Here is a 17,120-nt window from a genome sequence, read left to right on the forward strand (position 1 = left end):
GTGATAGCTGTTATACTGGCATTTACCATTGGTTAAGCCCTTACTCGCTTTGAATAGGGGCTGTTTTTTGTTGTAGACTTTTTTTAGGGTGTTGTTTATCTTCTTAATGAACTCCCTCATTTAATTAAGTATTTATTACGAAATAATCATTTTAATCATTGTGCGTTGTTAAATTCCCCTCGTTCTGAATGTCTACAAAAACCTGAAAATCCATTGATAATTCAGGATAATACTCCGAGCGCCAATGCTTTAGCTCCTTTCTGGGTATCTTATTTCTAAAATACTGTCCCAGCCCTAAAATGTCGGCTTCACTTTTCTGTAGTTTTGTGAACATTTCATTGAACCGACGTTTAAGGAGCGTCTCCAATTCCTTTTTTATCAACTTTGTCGGTGGGTTCCCTTTTGTTTCCAGTAACATCACCTTCAGCTTAATCTTACTAATAATAAATGACCTTTCATTGAGGAACTTACTTTCATGTACCATTGTATTACCGAGGATCAAGACGGTGCCTTCATCAGTGACTTCAATTTTCCCCTGAGTGCTTTCACCATTGAAAGCATTGAATAAAAGGGTTTCATCAGAGTCAATCTGGTCAACCATCTTACCGTTTTTTATCACTGCCGAACCGATTTGATTAACTAACATATTTTCCTTCGCTAGACCTATAATGGGAATGGCAACATCCTTAGTATAAGAATGGATACTTCGATAAACCTGCCATACTCTAGTCAACGCAATTTCTGGAGTCCATCCTGCATTTTTTTCGAAAAAGTCTAAGAGAGCTGTCCCTTCTGCTTCTGTAGACTTACTCATTCTTGAAAAGAATTGGTCAAAGTCATCATCACAGATGGCAACTATGGCCTTGGGAGAGACATCCCTGGACCTCATAAAACCGGAAATCAAGTCCTTTACTCCCTTTTGGGCGAATTTTTCTTCAATAATGATCACCTTCAAATGAAGCAAGTCGATACTGCTCTCCATATCAGTAGTGATTTTATCCACTGCATGGTTGATCGTCTTTCCTGTTCCCTTTACTATCTTAGTTTGAATGGTGTCCTTAGAAGGTTGTGGAATTTGAAGGAAGACTTTATATTCATCACCCTCCATTGAAATGCCCATTACAACAGGCATGACCCGATGATTGATATCCTTGTTGTTCCAACAAGCACTTAGGGTGAATACTAAAAGAGAAATGATCGTAATGATGGTCGCCTTTTTAATTACTCTCATTTTAACCCGCCCTCCTTAACCGAATTCCAAAGTAATAAACTGAAATCGGCACAGCAAATATTATATAGAATCTCAAGAATGTGTTCCATGCAAAAAGGCGTTCGACGTCCTTCCAATTTGGGGTCATTAAACAAATGATAAAAATGAATAACGAGAGCGTAATCAAAAGGTAAATGGGTTTAATCGATGGAAAACATGTATTTAAAATCCTGACGGTTTTCCATAATACCAATGAAATGAATATCATGATGAAGATTATCAGGCTCAGCAGGAAAAACATTGTGACCCTGTCAAACATAAGCCAATTCAAGTTGATAGTATCCACTGCCATGACGAAGGGAAACAAAAAAGTTGAGGCAGTGGCCTGGCCAAATGTAAGTATCGGTATATAAACCGAAAATATGAAACATGGAATAAGGGCGATTGCAGCTATTAAGATTTTTTTCCTTTGATAGGAAAGATATGGTTGGACAAAACCGAGGAACAAAAAACCTCCTCCGACAGCAAAAAAACTGTTAAAATATGCAGATTCCTTGAAAAACGAAAATTGTTTATCCATGATCGGGAACACATAGTGCCAATCTACATTCTGAAAAGAGACGCAGAAGATAAAGATGATAAAAGGGAGAAAGATACTGGCAAGAAGGACACCGTTACGGAATATGGCTTCCACTCCTTTTGCAGCCAGATATGTTGAAACGAAAAGCAATAGAGCCATAATTGCCCACAATGGGGTCTTGGATAAGAAGACGATTGTAATGATTTCAGAATATGCACGTACAGTAATGATATTGATCATGAGAAAATAAAGGGTAACCGGCAATAAAAAAATAAATGCGACACCCTTTCCAATACCGAGATAAATGGTGATGAGGTCTTTGTTCGGGAAATAACTTAGCCCCTTCATATATATAGCAATAATGATAAAATGTAAGAACACCCCTATCATGATGGGAATCCAGTGACCTTCATCGGTACTTGCTATTATGCTTCTAGGGTAAATAAAAAAAATAAGTCCTAGATGGGTTAAGATGTAAATCACTACAACTTGAAAACTTTTATCCATTTTTGATTCCTTCCTTAGTCAAGTTCAAGTAAAGGTAGGGGATCCCAAATGTGCTGATACCGGCTAGATATGTACTGACCAAGACAATACCTGCCAATATTCCCAATACACCGTAGATCGAAGCCAGGATGACAATTAGATACTTAAACAATCGGATCGAGAGAGAGTTTTGAAACCCGACTATGGTTGAGTTAGCAATCGTTGTCGCAGCAAGTATGATAATCAACATGTTACTCACTAACTTTGCATCCACAACTGCCTGTCCAAGAATGATTCCTCCTACCATTGTTATGGTAGGACCAATGCTTTTCGGCAGCCTAACACTGGCCTCCACGATTAATTCCAGAATAACGAGCATTAGTATCATTTCCACAAGTGCAGGGTATGGGACACCGTCACGACTTTGAGCGATGGATAACGCCAACTCTATTCGTAACACTTCGGGATTGACGGCTACCAGGGCAACATATAGACCCGGTAATATCAAGGTCGTTAAAACGCCGATAATACGTAAGGAGCATATTGATACTGTGATGAGGAAGGGATAGTTCTTGTCATTCTCAAGTGTAAACATATCCCAAAACAGTCCGGGAAGAACGAGAGCGAATGGGATTCTATCCACGAACAGAACAACCCTTCCATTTGCCAGGGATTTGCTGGCCTCTTGGGGAAGCTCCGTTGTGTTAAATTGGGACACCGTCATCCAGGAAGAAAAGCCCATCATCTTGGACAGGTCTTGTACATTGTTAAGTTCCTTGCCCTGGTTCCTTTCGATATGGTTGGAGATTTTATGCAATAGATCCATATTTACATGGCCTTCAAAATAAAGGACAGATAGTTTCTTTTTCCCATTGGTTCCTACTGAATAAGACCTTATCTGCAAACTTTCTGAATTTATTTGTTTCCTGACCATTCCTATATTGGTATTAATATCTTCCATAAAGGAGCTTGAAGGACCTTGGAGGACATTCTCATTTGTAGGAGATTCAATAGAACGATTAAGAATTTGCGAAACAGGTTCCACTATCACATATTTTCGACAGTTTTTTTCAAGTTTAAGTATGATTAGTTTACCTTCTACGATAGATGAAAGAGCTTCATTCGAATCGTTTGCCTTCACTTCGCCGATCCAAGGCATTAGTTGATCGAAAGATTTATCTGTAAGGAGTATTGATCCTATTTTATTTTGAATGGATGTTAATGTTTTGGGTAGGTCAATCAGACTCTTAAATCCCAAAAATACAACTGGAACGTCAATAATATACTCTTTCAAAATAAAGAAATCATCATTATCTCCAATCTTGTCTTCAATTTTCTGTAATAATGGTTTCATTGCCAGATATCCTTTCTCAAAAAAAATACTATGTTACAATTGTTCCCTTTTAGAAAAGTTGTATTCTACAAATGAAAAACGCACTATCTACGTAAAATATTTTTTTATGGATTATCTAATTATTCTGTTTATATAAAGATTTGATATTCATTGATCTAACCACATATCCTGGTTAGAAAAGGCAGTTTCGTACAATGTTAAAAATAAATTAAATGCATTCTTTAGTCGTTATGGGAAAAGGGTGACGTTATTCGTGATTGTCTGTTAAAATATCAAAGAAAAGTATTTTAATACATAGGGATTTAGAAGAATATTATATTTAAGTATTTCAAATTTTCAGGTTCTTTACTAGGTGTTATGACCTTTGTCTAGCTAGATGTAGCTCTTAGGTGGAATCATCGAGTTCTTAAAAGAAACACTCCTGCTGCCGAAACAGAAGAAAATAAAACGGGAGTTCGTTCCAGAGTACTTGGTTCTCAATAGAAGAAAACCCATTATACGACGGTACGATTTCTCTTGTACATCTAATAGATAATGATATGAATTCATAGCAAGCACTACTATACAAATCTACTGGTGATATTTTGGAAGAAGATACTGGGGTGTTAGTGGGAGCGTAACGTTTCAGCAGGGGCAACAAATGTACAGACTTCCTGGAACTATAGAAAAAATAAATTAATTCATAGAGGCATAAAATGAATAAGCGCTTCTCTTATATGAGGGGCTTTTTTGTTGGCATCTTAAAATTAAGGCTTAACCTTCTTAACTAACTCTGTTATAACATTATCATCGTTATAAAACACTTGATCTATCCGAAAATCTCTACTAGCAGCGAACTTAATTTTAATCTTATGAATCCACTCGTATGCCGTAATGGTTGCTGTCCAGGCTGGGTCCTTCTTGTAATCTGAATTAGGAATAGGGAAGCTTCCACTTTGTAAGAACTTTGTTCCTTTTGAATGTAAGTAAACCTTGTTCTTCAAAAAAGGTGGTTTTATTTTGCTCACCCATTTATGATATTTTACTCTTGTTAATGATATGAATCTATTTTGAAAAAGCTATTAACCAGGCGGCATTTGTGTTGTTTTATGATGCTTGATTATACTAAGGAGTATGTTTATAACACAAGTTCACCCATTGGAACGCGAACAATATATGTCCATGTATTAATAATAGTTAAAACATTAAAACCCTTGATACCATTGGTGTTGAGGTTTTTTTCCTTTTCTGGCATTCTTTCATTAAATCTAATGAAGTTATCAACTGCCCGATAAATGCCCCGGAAAAAAGCCAGAAAAATAATTGCATAATTTAAAATGGCTCTTTATCACTATTATCACATTTACCACTCTTAATATCAGGTGGTATTTATAGTCGTAAACAATGGATACACCATAGCCGTTGTTTTTTTCTTCAGTAAAAGCTGATCACCTTCAATGATGGATTTAACTTTATAGAAGTTATCAGATATTTAGTAAGGGAGGTGAAGGGGAAGTGACAGAGTATAAGTCTGAAGAACGGAGCGAACCTTTCTATAAGTCTACGACCTGGAAGAAGCTAAGACAGCAAGCTCTTGAACGTGACAACTAGTATAAGCGAAGTGGTAAGGTTCATGAGGACTCCAAGAAGGTTGAACGAGAACACAAGACCATTGAACTGAATATCCATCAAAATATGAAAATACAACATTATCCGCAGCTTGATTGGGTATTAACTGTAAGGTCCATTCAAAAAAAACGATAAATAGCCGTTATAAATCCGGTCTTATTGTGGATGGATAAAATGGCCATAAAACCAAATCAGCACTGATTAAGGCTCTACAAACAGAATTTAATAAGCAATTCAATAAAAAGCTAGTTGTCGATGGAAAGGAGGGAGCTGCCATCGTTATAGTTATAAAAGGAAAAAAATACATGTATTCTGTGGGCAGCACTTTATTTGCAAGGAATTAACCCTAGATCACTTGATTCTATCTTTGGAAGTGGTACTGAATCAGCATGATCTAAATTCCAGGAAGCTAAAAAGATAATTGCAAATAAGAAAGCAGGTAAAGCTACATTCAATAAATTGTTTGCAGCATAATCAATAGAGGCTTGGACATAAGTATTTTCGTCAACGATAAACCCGAACTACAAGCGGAATTTCCGGCGAATAGATCGGGTCTTTCTTTGTTCTTTTCCATAGATTTTGTTGCTTTTTGCATCCTATTTTAAAACATCTAGTGTAATGGAGCGGAAGACCATCGTCTCCTGCGGGAAATAGAGGAAAAGCTGAGACCCCGCAGGCTTGCCGAGGAGGCTCCGCTTCCTCCCCGCGGAAAGCGAGTGACTGTAGCGCAATGGAACGAACTTGTTCTTACAGCTTGAATGGATGAATAAAAACAACATATACGAAAACAGCATGATATTTAATAGGTAGAATAACGTAGAATGATTCGTCTTTGAGGATGGTTTATTTAGTTATGTCCCAGACTCTTTTTTTGTTTTAAGCTTTGTTAAAGGATGTTGTTGATTTCTTGATGGGCTCCCATAAAAATTTTAAAAAGCTCACATTCTAGAAAAAACTAGTAAAAACCCTTTTTTAACAGGCTGAGCCTTATGGGGATCTGAGTGGGTTTGGTACATCGTGAAACAAAAGCCTCCAATCATAGCGAATTCAGTAGGGAGGCGACGACCTAAAATAGGATTAATCTCCCATAGTGATACCCATAAAGGGCGCGCCAGTCGGTGGTAAACCGTGGTCGTCGGAGTAAAGGCCCATAGAACGGCATTCTTCGCCAGCCATTAAAAATACGAGATAGAGACCAATGTTCATTCACTGTGGTGTAGCGCTGATTTTTGTACTTCATGGATGGCTAAGGGGCAGTTAAGTGTCCTTACTCCGGTAATAATTTATTTGATGGGGGAGTTGACCCGGAATGGATGTTGTTGATGCTTTTTAGTGAAGTTATATTTACATGAATGTCTTCTTTCTTCAGTGTTGGGAATTTTTTTTCGTCATGATACTTCTTCCAATCATTGTACATAAATCGATACATATAGTCTTCGAATTGATAAATATCCCCGTTAATTCCATGACTTTTTTTATATGTTTCATATACTTCATCTTTTATTTTTTCTTCAATCCTTTTTTTGATTTTTGGGTCGACCATCCCATAGCTGGATTCACTTATAATTCCAGTGATTTTTATATCTAACCTATAGCTCATGTCATTCTGTTTATTTGTAAACCTTCTTTTTAGTTTTGGTTTCAATAATTCAATTACAATATACTCTTCGTTATCACCCTTGCTTTTGCTTATGGTCATGTACGACCTAAAAGTCTTATTGTTGACTCTTATATAACCTTTAAGATCATTTTCTGAAAAGAGGTCTTTCAATTTTTTATCTTTTATAATAAATGCACCATTAAATGTAGACACGGGAACTTTTTTAGTATCACTTTTGATTGCATCCTTTTTAATTGAAATATTTGGTAATAATATTGTTTTCGTTTTTTCATTATATTGATAAATCAGCTCTTGTAAAGTAATACTTGGTACAGTAGAATCTTGTTGCTGCAAATATTCAGGTTTATTAATCCTCGTAGAAGTGAAAGCATAGTTAAAGGGAATTTTCGTTGTGAAGATATCTTCTAATTTCTCCTCTGTCCCGTAAGTCCATCCTGTTAAACGGATTTTATAATTGGAGTCTAAAGCTTGTAAGGTTGTTTCTAATTTATTTTCCAATAATGATTTTCCAAAAAGGAAAACCCTTAACTGATCAAAATTCACGGGCAATTGTATGCCTTGATTTACTTTTGTAAAAGCCTCTTCAATGGATTTGCCTGTTCCGGTTGCCAACCACACAGGAGCAGGTCGATCATTTTTACCCTGTTGAGTTTTAGCGACGTTTGAAAAGTCTGCGAACTGCAAATGGACGTGGTATTCATTATCAAGATAGTCGATTCCTAGACCAACTACATATGCTTGATATTGAATTTCATTAATCTTGACACAGCCTGTAAGTATGAGCATTGTACATGAAATTAAAAATAATATCCTCATCTAGTCACCTGTTCTTGTATCATCTTTTATCAATAAAGATTGATTTCTCTTTTTCATGAATGGAAAAGGTAAGCGGACAAAGGCGAACACGATATCCTTTCCATCCGTTGAAGATATATCTGCCAAATAAGGGATTCCGAAAGATTTCATCCTTGATATATATAAAAATATGGACATGAGGCATAAAACAAATCCGTAAATACCCATTATATAACTTAAAATTAGTACGATAATTCTAATGAAAAAAAGGTTTCCTGCTAAAGACTGATTGACAAGCGTAAAGCCAGAAATGGTTGTGATCCCGATTACGACCAGAGTGGAAGGTGAAGTGATTCCCCCTTGAATGGCAGCGTCCCCTATGATCAATCCGCCAAGCACAGCAACTGTTTGTCCGATTCCCCTGGGCAAACGTGCTCCCCCTTCTTTAAATAACTCAATCATCAAGAGCATGAGCAGCATTTCGACTAGAGGGGAAAAGGGTAAACCAAGTCTTGATAAGGTAATGGTTGCAATTAAATGCAGTGGTAATTGCCCTACATGGAGGGCTGTTAATGCCATATAAAACCCGGGTAAGAAAATGGTCGTAAATAAACCTAAAATTCGTAATGTCCTTTCCAATGAAGCGAAATAAAAACTTGTATTATCGTCTTCAGATGTCTTAAAAAGAGATGTGAGATTTATTGGAGCAATCAGAACTGTTGGGGCGCCATCCACCACAATGGCAAATCTCCCTTGATTGATCGATTCCACTACGAAATCAGGTCTTCCTGTATAATTTATTAGTGGAAATATTGAAAATTTGTTGTCATATAGGTGTTCCATCAACATAGAGCTGCTTGTTAGGATATCGATGTTAATGGAGGAGAGTTTGCATTGGATATCCTTTAGAATTTGTGGATTTATGATATCTTTTATGTAAAGAAGTGAAACATTTGTATTCGTCCGTTTACCAATGTTATAGTCTTCCACAACAAAGGATGAAGTTCGTAATCGTTTCCGTATTAGACCGATATTGGTTGAAAGTTCTTCAACAAATCCATCTCTTGGTCCACGTATTGTAACTTCTGCAGCTGATTCATCAGGTTGTCTGGAGGGAAATTTATTTATATCGTAAAAATAAACGTTCTCTCCAGTAGGGACAACCATTAATTTTCCGGAAAAAATTAAATCCTCTATTTGGCATTCATTTATTGCCTTTTTACTATGGGTCTCTACTTGTAAGGGATTTAAAATGGAGTTACAAGTCATGTTCCCATCCAAGAAGGGGACTATTAAAGATTGAATTAAACTGGCATCAATCAACGGTTTACAATACACCAATAATAATGGATCTTTGTTACTTTTATCCACTTTTACATCAATATCTGATGAATGGTTGAAAAGTTGAAGTAGTTTATCTTCAGAAAAAATATCCACACTCAAGTCTTATTCAACTCCTTCCCAATTCTTTTTATTCTTCACTAAATATATGGCTAATATTGAAATCTGTATGGGTAAAATAAAGAATGAAATAGGTCTATAATATTCATAGATAAAGTTAGAAAATATACTTTGATCAATTGAATATATGCAACAAGCAAATAGAACCGCGTAAAGAATCCTGATCGTTTTTACTTTATGTATTCCTTTTGTGATAATTTTGCTTGCTATTAAGACGTATAAACTTATTCTGATAGCTCCCCCTGAGAGCCATTGAAAAATTGCAAAAAAATCAGCATGGGAAAAATATTCACCTATTGTAATGATTCTCCATTGTTCATATGCAGGATGCCGATATTTTGCAGCCTGTTCTGGTCCAAACTCAACGATTGCACCTACAGTTGGTCCGAACATCAAGAAAATGATGAATGTACCGACAAGTAGTAGTTGTTTTTTTGTGATCGTTTTTTTAAGTACAGGTGTTAAAAAAATAATGATAAACAATTCTATAACCGGTAACGAAGTATAGATCAGACCTTTTGCCAATGGTAAGTAACCTTCCGAAAACACGGGAAAAAGAAGCTCATAGTTCTTTTTTTTGATATTGGCAAATGAAACAAAAAAACCTAAAAAAATTACAATAGGGCAAAGGAGGCTACTTAAAATTCCAATTGAAAACAAACCCGATTCGGTACAGATTAAACAGAATAAAAGTAACATAAAAGCAAGGGTAAAACTGTTAAAACCTTGCATGTAACTCAATTGTGACCATATTAAAATATCCTTTGCTGTAATATATGCATTAATCAATAAAAATAAGGAGAACGGCAAAAGAAGAAGGTAATAACTGAATGAACTCGCTTGATCTTTCAGCAACTTAATGATGGACTGTTTCTTTGTGATAGAAACAATCTTATATAGTAAAAATATCCAAACTGGTAAAAAAATCAAAGTCAATAGGACGCAAACCCATGCATCTCGTTTTGCAGTTGCTAATAGGATAGGAATGATTTCAACATGTGCATAAAGTCCGACTGAAAGAAAAATTACATACGCAATTGATATAAACCGTAAAGTATATTGCATTTTAACACCTTATTCTTTTTTCATATTGTTTGCCTTTTTCTTGAAAATATTCATTGATACCAGTCGAAAAACTCAATTTCGGGATGGGGGATAGGAGGGTTCAATATCCAAATGTGAAGATTGTTCAAAGAAAGAAGGAACCTAGGTAAAAGATTGGAGTAAGGCTGGAGTCATTTCTTTATATTGCTCTGTTGGTTTTTAAATCTAACTGTTGCTTCAAGGCAGCCTTTTCTTTCTTCGGCTATCTGGACAGGGGGTTCCAATAAGAGAAGGGATTTTTTTCTTGAGGGTTTATAAAGTATGATTTTTGGTCCATAGGGAATAAAGGAAGAATTGCCCCCAATTTGCTAGATGGTGTCTAACAATTGGAGGGCAGTATAATCTGGGTCTTTTTTTAAGGCTCTTTTCGTAAAGATTGTTGTTTTTAAAACGAAACTATTTAAGGTTGATTGGAGCGGAAGTGCTAGACTCCTGCGGGAGCATCGGGACAGGTGAGACCCCACAGGCGTTTACGCCGAGGAGGAGGCTCACCGCCCGCCCCGCGGAAAGCGAGCATCTGGAGGGGAAATCAACCACACACCGCACTACTTAGTAAATAGCAACAAAGAATGCGAAAACAGCCTTTATTAAATCTGAATTAGGAACTGGGAAGCTCCAACTTTGTAAAAACTAAGAAACTATTTTCGTTTTGCCGACTTTCACCCTGGTTAACAGATTTGATGGGATGCCAACGAAAATACACAGCTGGTTAAAACTTTTATTATTCAAAGTTATTTTTCTATTTTGATATTAGGATATAATAGTAATAAATGAATAATAAAAGGTGTGATTTTTCTGTCAGAAGTTTTAGCACTAAAAAAGCAGCATAGAAAGTTATCTCGTTTGATAATTATCCAAAGGACCATTCTTATTACAATGGGTGCTTTACTAATGGCCACTGGATTGGAAATCTTTTTAATTCCCAATCATGTAATTGACGGAGGCATTACAGGTATTTCAATTATGCTTTCTCATGTTACAGGTATAAAACTGGGAATCTTTCTTTTCCTATTGAATCTACCATTTGTATATCTGGGATTTAAGCAGTTTGGAAAAACTTTTGCTATTTCTATTATATATGGGATTATAATGCTCTCCATTTTTGCAACATATTTTCATCCCATCCCCCCCTTCACTGAGGACATCCTTCTTGCTACAATTTTTGGCGGCATATTTTTAGGTGTCGGTGTAGGACTAGTAATTCGTAACGGTGGGGCGCTTGATGGTACAGAAATCCTTTCGATTGTTATAAGTAAAAAAGTGCCTTTTTCTGTTGGCGAAATTGTTATGTTCATCAATCTATTTATACTTGGTTCTGCTGGATTCATTTACACATGGGATAGAGCCATGTATTCAATCTTAGCTTATGTAATAGCTGCTAAAGCCATTGACATTGCGATTACTGGAATGGATGAAACAAAGTCAGTATGGATAATTAGCGAAGAAGCAAGGGAGATAGGTGATGCAATCAATAGCCGATTAGGACGGGGGGTAACATATTTACATGGTGAAGGTGCTTTTACTGGAGATGACAAGAGAGTTATTTTCTGTGTAATTACCAGACTTGAAGAATATAAGTTAACTACAATTGTGGAAGAAATCGACCCTTCATCTTTCTTAGCAATGGCAAATATTGCGGAAGTACGAGGTGGAAGGTTCAAAAAGAGAAATATTCATTAATGTATAAAATAATTACTTATTAACCGAGTCAACATTTTATGTTGGCTTTTGTTTATGTTTTTAATCTGTAGTAAGACTATTCATATGTATTCATATGGGGATCTTCTGTAGTTCCTACACATATATTCACAGAACTGGGTTAAATGCATAATGTAAATTGAATATATTATAAAAGAGGAGAATGTTCCCCATATATGATAATTACTACAATAATCAACCGCCTTTATATAGACAAAGATTATCCATGCAACAGGCACAAGAAATCGCGCTTCAGCGAGTGCCTGGCCAGGTATTACATGTCGATATGGATATGGAACATGGTGTTCTAGTATACGAATTCTTTATTTTGACAAACCAAAACAGAATTTATGAGGTTGAGATAAATGCAAAGACAGGAAGGATTATGATAGTAGAAGAAGAAGTTTTGGATTAAGGAAGAAATGCATTGGGAATTTACTTATGAAATTTGCTGTAAATTAATAAAAAACAAGCCGTCTCTTAAGGGGAACGGCTTGTTATTATGCATAAACAACCTAGATATACAGAGATAGAGAGAAAATTTTACGTTAAAGGGAGTCATGAGGGATTGGAGGGAGTCGATATGGAAAAGAAGGGGCAAGAACATGACGAAAAATTTAAAGAGGTGGATTTGGAACTTAAAAGTCATCGGGAACCGTTATTGCAGCTCAAACAAAATGAGCGAAAAATTTCAACAGGTTGTATCTCTTTTGAAGACAGACCTCGCAAAATTACAGTCAGGACAAAATAGTTTGAAATGAAGTAGTGAAGGGAACGAAGCAAATGGAGATTTACTCAATGAGAATATAGTGATTACGAATAAATTGCTTGATCATGTGATGAGTAAGGATGCCCAAGATCACCAGTCAGATTATTGAACCCGGTAAGCAAAAGTGGAGAATCATCGGGAAAGCATCTGTAGCTAAAGTCAGTGCAGGAAGCGTTCTATATTTAGTAGTTCAATCATTTGCACAATAGGGAGGAATGTAAATGGAAAACGAAGCCAGGCAACAAGTATTAATGTTTACAACTATATTGGCACCAATCGTTCAGGTGGTTGAACAGACGGTTAGGTTAGGGTGCCATCGTAACTCTTGATAAAGGAACAAATGGGAATCTCACTTGGATTCTACAGGCTGCGCTTTATTTGGAAGGGTATAATCCCGGTTCCCTTGATTCTATCTTTGGAACAGGTGAAGAGGCGGCATTAAATGAATTCCAAAAGGCACGGAAAATTTCTGCAGATAAGAAGGCAGGCAAAGCTACCACTGAATGGTTTGTTGCATAACAAAGGATGAATAATTAGAAAACGAATGGGGATAATTAAATTATGGTACATCCCACACGTACCTCCATCTTTCAAAGCCCTTCTCGAATCGAGTGGGGCTATTTTCGTTTTTTATGATGAATAAAAAGTAATTAAACGAATACACTTTCAATAATCCTTATTAAACACCATCCCAAAAAAACCTCCTCTTAATTGAGGAGGTTTTTTTGTTATGTAGGATGAATACAAAAGAATAATGTGGATAACCTAAATTTACACCTTGTTTTTGACTGAGATACATTGGATAGCCCTTACTCACTTTGAGTAGGGGCTATTTTTTATTGAAGCACTAGAACCGCCTTTACTTTTATTAAATCCGATAACAAGAAAATTTCAGTTGTTCATCTTATTGTTGGAGTACTCCATCGTAGATAGCATTGCTAAGTATAAAACGGCTTATAAGTATTTCATACGAAAGTAATTTCGTTTACCTTTTTGGCAAATCCTTCTGCTTATTTAATGCTGCATTGGCTGCCTTTAAACTTCTTTGAATATGCTCACTCATTGTTTCTTCCGCTTTAATGGATCTCGGGCTCTCATAGCTAAATAAATTTGAATGTGATCATCAACCAGTTCAGGAAAGCAATCTGTACGTTCCTTAAGGATACAGTTACGAATATAGAGTACTTTCGTTTTAATTACTTCAAATAATTTTATAAGTTGCTTATTCAAAGATGCAATTGCAATAATATCATGGAATTGTTGGTTTAAATATGTAAGCTTTTGCTTGTCGTTATTTTTTAGAGACTCCTTGGATTCATGGATAATACGTTCCAATTCGTTTAATTGTTCCTCTGTGATATGTATGGCCGCAAGTCTTGCTGATAAGGACTCTAGGCTTTTCCGGCACTCATATATGTCTAAGATATCTTGAACCGTCGGGTTATAAACCAATAAACTGTTACCATCTTGGACTAGCATGTCATCTTTAGTAAGCATTCGTAAAGCTTCGCGAACTGTCCCTCTACACTATCTTCATTTTTATTACCTTTGTTTGTTCCACCCGTTTCATCCCTCTATTCTATGTTGAATACCATATCGATTCAAAATCCGGTACATGTTATTTATCAAAAGGGCCATAATAAGGAAAAAAATATAAGGCGCAAAGTAGAGGTGAGTAATATGCTCCATTCAATAATTCAATCTATTCTGCAAAAAATAAAGCGAGACACGAAAAAATTACAAAAAGAAAAACTATTAAATAATTCAATTTTGTTCTCAACGGATGTTCATAAAAATGAAGAAAAACTAAAACAACTGTTAGAGTCAAGTGAAGATATCCTTTTTCATGATTTCATCATTCCATTACATGACGGTCGCACATTGAAAGCACTGCTAGTTATAGTCGACGGGTTAGTTGATGAAGACGCCATTCGCAATAATGTATTGGAACCACTGACAAAAGTATCTCTGGAGATCTCTAAGGGAGAAGAGTTAAAACAAGTAAAAGAAAGAATTTCTATTTTTAATATAAAAATGCAAGATAATCTAGAAAAGGCAGTATTCCAAATATTGAAGGGAAATACGTTACTATTGCTGGATGGGTATAGCGACGGGTTACTATTAAACGCACCAGGGTACGAAGTTCGTGCAATCTCCGAACCTCTCACTGATCGATCAGTGAGAGGTGCACATGACGGATTTATTGAATCATCACCTACAAATATTGCGTTAATACGCCGAAGGATCCCCCATCCCTCATTACAGTTTGAAACAATCAAAATCGGTGAATACAGTCAAACGGATATTACAATCGGTTATGTAAAGGGCATTGCGGAACCAAAATTGATCGAACGGGTCAAACAAAGATTAGATAAAATTAAAGTGGATGAAATCAATAATTCAGGGGATATTGAACAATACATCGAAGACCATCCGTTTTCAATCTTTCCTACGATCGGAAATACAGAGCGTCCAGATAAAACATCAGCCTTATTAATGGAAGGAAGAATTGTAATCATTATTAACGGGGATCCGGTAAGTTTGTTTGTTCCATCCCTATTTCTTGAAAATATGAAAAGTATAGAAGATTACAGTACTCGGCCCTATTATAGTTCCTTCATTCGAATGCTGCGTTTCGTGTCATTTATAATCAGTATTTCTTTACCAGCGCTTTATATTTCAGCCATTAATTTTCACAAGGTGATGATTCCTTCTGAAATGATGGTTTCTTTTATTCAAGCGAGAGAGACAGTCCCATTTCCTTTAACAATGGAAGTTATCATGATGATTTTGATGTTTGAAGTTGTACGTGAGGCAGGAGTTAGACTCCCTCAACATATTGGTGCGGCTTTAAGTATTGTAGGTGCCTTGATTCTTGGACAAGTCTCTGTCTCAGCGGGACTTGTTGGTGCACCGACCATTGTTGTTGTATCCATATCGTACATTACAGCCTTTATTATTACCCCTATTGCAGATGTCACCGCGCTTCTTAGGATAGGGTTGTTTATTGCTAGCAGCTTATTTGGAGGGTATGGACTCATTCTCGCCATTATCGGTTTATTAACACATATGATCTCCCTAACATCGCTCGGGATTCCATATATGGCGCCATTTGCACCTTTTTATTTTCAGGATTGGAAAGATTCACTTATTCGTTTGCCGTTAAGATGGAACAAACAGCGACCAAAGAGTATACCTAATCAACGTACGACTAGGATTAGAACATTACCTAAAACAGGTGATAAATGATGGGGAGGATTATTCTACTTATCATCCCTTTTTTATTTTTAGTAACCGGCTGTTGGAGTAGCCAAGAACTTGATAAATCCGCATTTGTACAGGGGATAGGGTTGAACAAATCTGAAGACCAATTACGAATCAGCGTCGAAATCATAAAAGCGGCAGGAACAGGTGAACAAAGTGGAGGAGAAGGGGGCGGTGGAAATGGCCAAAGTATATTATTGGAAAGAGACGCGGACTCAATAATACAAGGTGCACGTGGACTTATAAAAGATGCGAAACGCCGGCTTTATTTTGATCACGCTCGTTTATGGGTGATTGGTGAGGATTTAGCAAAAGAAGATTTTATCAGCTTCCTTGACGAAAGCAGACGAGATCAAATGTTTCGTCTAAATAGTTATCTTTTTATAACAGAAAAAAATCCAATTGATATTTTGAGTAATTCCACTCTTTATGAAGATCTTTCGTCAGCAGAAATTGTTTCTGCTTTAGAACAAACACAATTTAATGCTGAATTTACAGCCGTGAAAATGTATGAGTTTTATAAGTTAATTGAGGGACCTATTCCTAATGCCTATTTGCCAATAATTCAAACAAAAAAAGAAAAGGATAAAGCAATTACTTCAATAGACGGTACTGCCGTCATTAGAACTAATAAAATGGTCGGAAAGCTTAATACATTAGAAACAGTTGGGCTGAATATCCTTTTGAATCAGGTAAAAGGTGGAGATACAACCATATCTCTAAATGACAAGGAGAAAGTCTCTATAGAAATAAGAAAATCAGAAACACAAATAAGGCCAACATTAGATGGAAATCAGCTTAAAGCACATCTGAAAATCGAGATAGAGGGAACTTTAGCTGATAATACTACGAAAAGTAACGTGAATGAAAAATGGATAAAAAAGGTCGAAAAGGAAATATCAAATAATACTGAAAAATACCTGCGTTTAACCTTGAATAAACTTCAAAATGAATTAAAGACAGATATATCAGGGATTGGGCTAGAAACCTATCGGAAATATCCAAAACAATGGGGAAATATCCAATCCGAATGGAATGAGATTTTTTCTGACGCAGATATAAGTATTGAAGTTCATACGAATATTACACACCAAGGCCTGATCAAAAAGAGTGTAAATAGAAAGCACAAAAAGCCTTATAACAACCCTTATAAGCTGACCTTTTAAAGGA

At 36.1% G+C, this 17,120-nt stretch carries 14 protein-coding genes; 7 read left to right on the forward strand and 7 right to left on the reverse strand.

Annotated elements, in window-relative coordinates:
* Positions 1–151 precede the first annotated feature (151 nt).
* From IOC57_RS18080 to IOC57_RS18105, 6 genes are all read right to left on the reverse strand, one after another.
* Positions 152–1,231 carry a Ger(x)C family spore germination protein gene (locus tag IOC57_RS18080; RefSeq protein ID WP_207439985.1) on the reverse strand — a complete coding sequence of 360 codons (1,080 nt, stop codon included), beginning with the start codon at positions 1,229–1,231 and terminating at the stop codon, positions 152–154.
* A gap of 1 nt (position 1,232) precedes the next feature.
* Positions 1,233–2,297, reverse strand: a complete 1,065-nt coding sequence (locus IOC57_RS18085) for a GerAB/ArcD/ProY family transporter (RefSeq protein WP_207439986.1) — start codon at positions 2,295–2,297, stop codon at positions 1,233–1,235.
* A complete protein-coding gene (locus IOC57_RS18090) occupies positions 2,290–3,630 on the reverse strand; it encodes a spore germination protein (protein WP_207439987.1) in 1,341 nt (446 codons plus the stop codon). Before IOC57_RS18090 ends, IOC57_RS18085 begins: the two co-directional genes overlap by 8 nt.
* A gap of 2,875 nt (positions 3,631–6,505) precedes the next feature.
* A complete protein-coding gene (locus tag IOC57_RS18095) occupies positions 6,506–7,675 on the reverse strand; it encodes a Ger(x)C family spore germination protein (protein ID WP_207439988.1) in 1,170 nt (389 codons plus the stop codon).
* The gene (locus IOC57_RS18100; RefSeq protein ID WP_207440013.1) at positions 7,676–9,091 is read right to left on the reverse strand and encodes a spore germination protein; all 1,416 of its coding nucleotides are present in this window, start codon (positions 9,089–9,091) and stop codon (positions 7,676–7,678) included.
* 9 nt (positions 9,092–9,100) lie between these two features.
* Entirely contained in the window at positions 9,101–10,180 is a 1,080-nt protein-coding gene (locus IOC57_RS18105; RefSeq protein ID WP_207439989.1) for a GerAB/ArcD/ProY family transporter, read from the reverse strand.
* 834 nt (positions 10,181–11,014) lie between these two features.
* On the opposite strand from IOC57_RS18105, the gene IOC57_RS18110 reads away from it, so the two are divergent.
* The 5 genes from IOC57_RS18110 (at position 11,015) to IOC57_RS18125 (ending at position 13,205) form a co-directional block, all read left to right on the forward strand.
* Positions 11,015–11,899: a YitT family protein gene (locus tag IOC57_RS18110; RefSeq protein WP_207440014.1), complete on the forward strand. Its 885-nt coding sequence runs from the start codon at positions 11,015–11,017 to the stop codon at positions 11,897–11,899.
* A gap of 190 nt (positions 11,900–12,089) precedes the next feature.
* On the forward strand, positions 12,090–12,332 hold the full coding sequence (locus tag IOC57_RS18115) for a PepSY domain-containing protein (protein ID WP_396020857.1): 243 nt from the start codon (positions 12,090–12,092) through the stop codon (positions 12,330–12,332).
* 168 nt (positions 12,333–12,500) lie between these two features.
* Entirely contained in the window at positions 12,501–12,668 is a 168-nt protein-coding gene (locus IOC57_RS18120) for a hypothetical protein (RefSeq protein ID WP_207439990.1), read from the forward strand.
* 98 nt (positions 12,669–12,766) lie between these two features.
* Complete coding sequence (locus IOC57_RS26025; RefSeq protein WP_286184990.1) at positions 12,767–12,895, forward strand: hypothetical protein; 129 nt, start codon at positions 12,767–12,769, stop codon at positions 12,893–12,895.
* A gap of 148 nt (positions 12,896–13,043) precedes the next feature.
* On the forward strand, positions 13,044–13,205 hold the full coding sequence (locus IOC57_RS18125; protein ID WP_309487731.1) for a peptidoglycan-binding domain-containing protein: 162 nt from the start codon (positions 13,044–13,046) through the stop codon (positions 13,203–13,205).
* Between the two features lie 540 nt (positions 13,206–13,745).
* Here IOC57_RS18125 and IOC57_RS18130 read toward each other — a convergent pair.
* Positions 13,746–14,183, reverse strand: a complete 438-nt coding sequence (locus IOC57_RS18130; RefSeq protein ID WP_207439992.1) for a GntR family transcriptional regulator — start codon at positions 14,181–14,183, stop codon at positions 13,746–13,748.
* A 183-nt stretch (positions 14,184–14,366) separates the two neighbouring features.
* Here IOC57_RS18130 and IOC57_RS18135 point away from each other — a divergent pair, with 183 nt between their 5' ends.
* Positions 14,367–15,935 (forward strand): spore germination protein, encoded by a 1,569-nt coding sequence (locus IOC57_RS18135; protein WP_207439993.1) that lies wholly within the window; start codon positions 14,367–14,369, stop codon positions 15,933–15,935.
* Entirely contained in the window at positions 15,935–17,116 is a 1,182-nt protein-coding gene (locus IOC57_RS18140; RefSeq protein WP_207439994.1) for a Ger(x)C family spore germination protein, read from the forward strand. The genes IOC57_RS18135 and IOC57_RS18140 overlap by 1 nt, the downstream gene beginning before the upstream one ends.
* The last annotated feature ends 4 nt before the right edge of the window (positions 17,117–17,120 follow it).

The organism is Bacillus sp. SD075, from assembly GCF_017355165.1.
In the GTDB taxonomy this organism is placed as follows: Bacteria; Bacillota; Bacilli; order Bacillales; family DSM-1321; genus Peribacillus.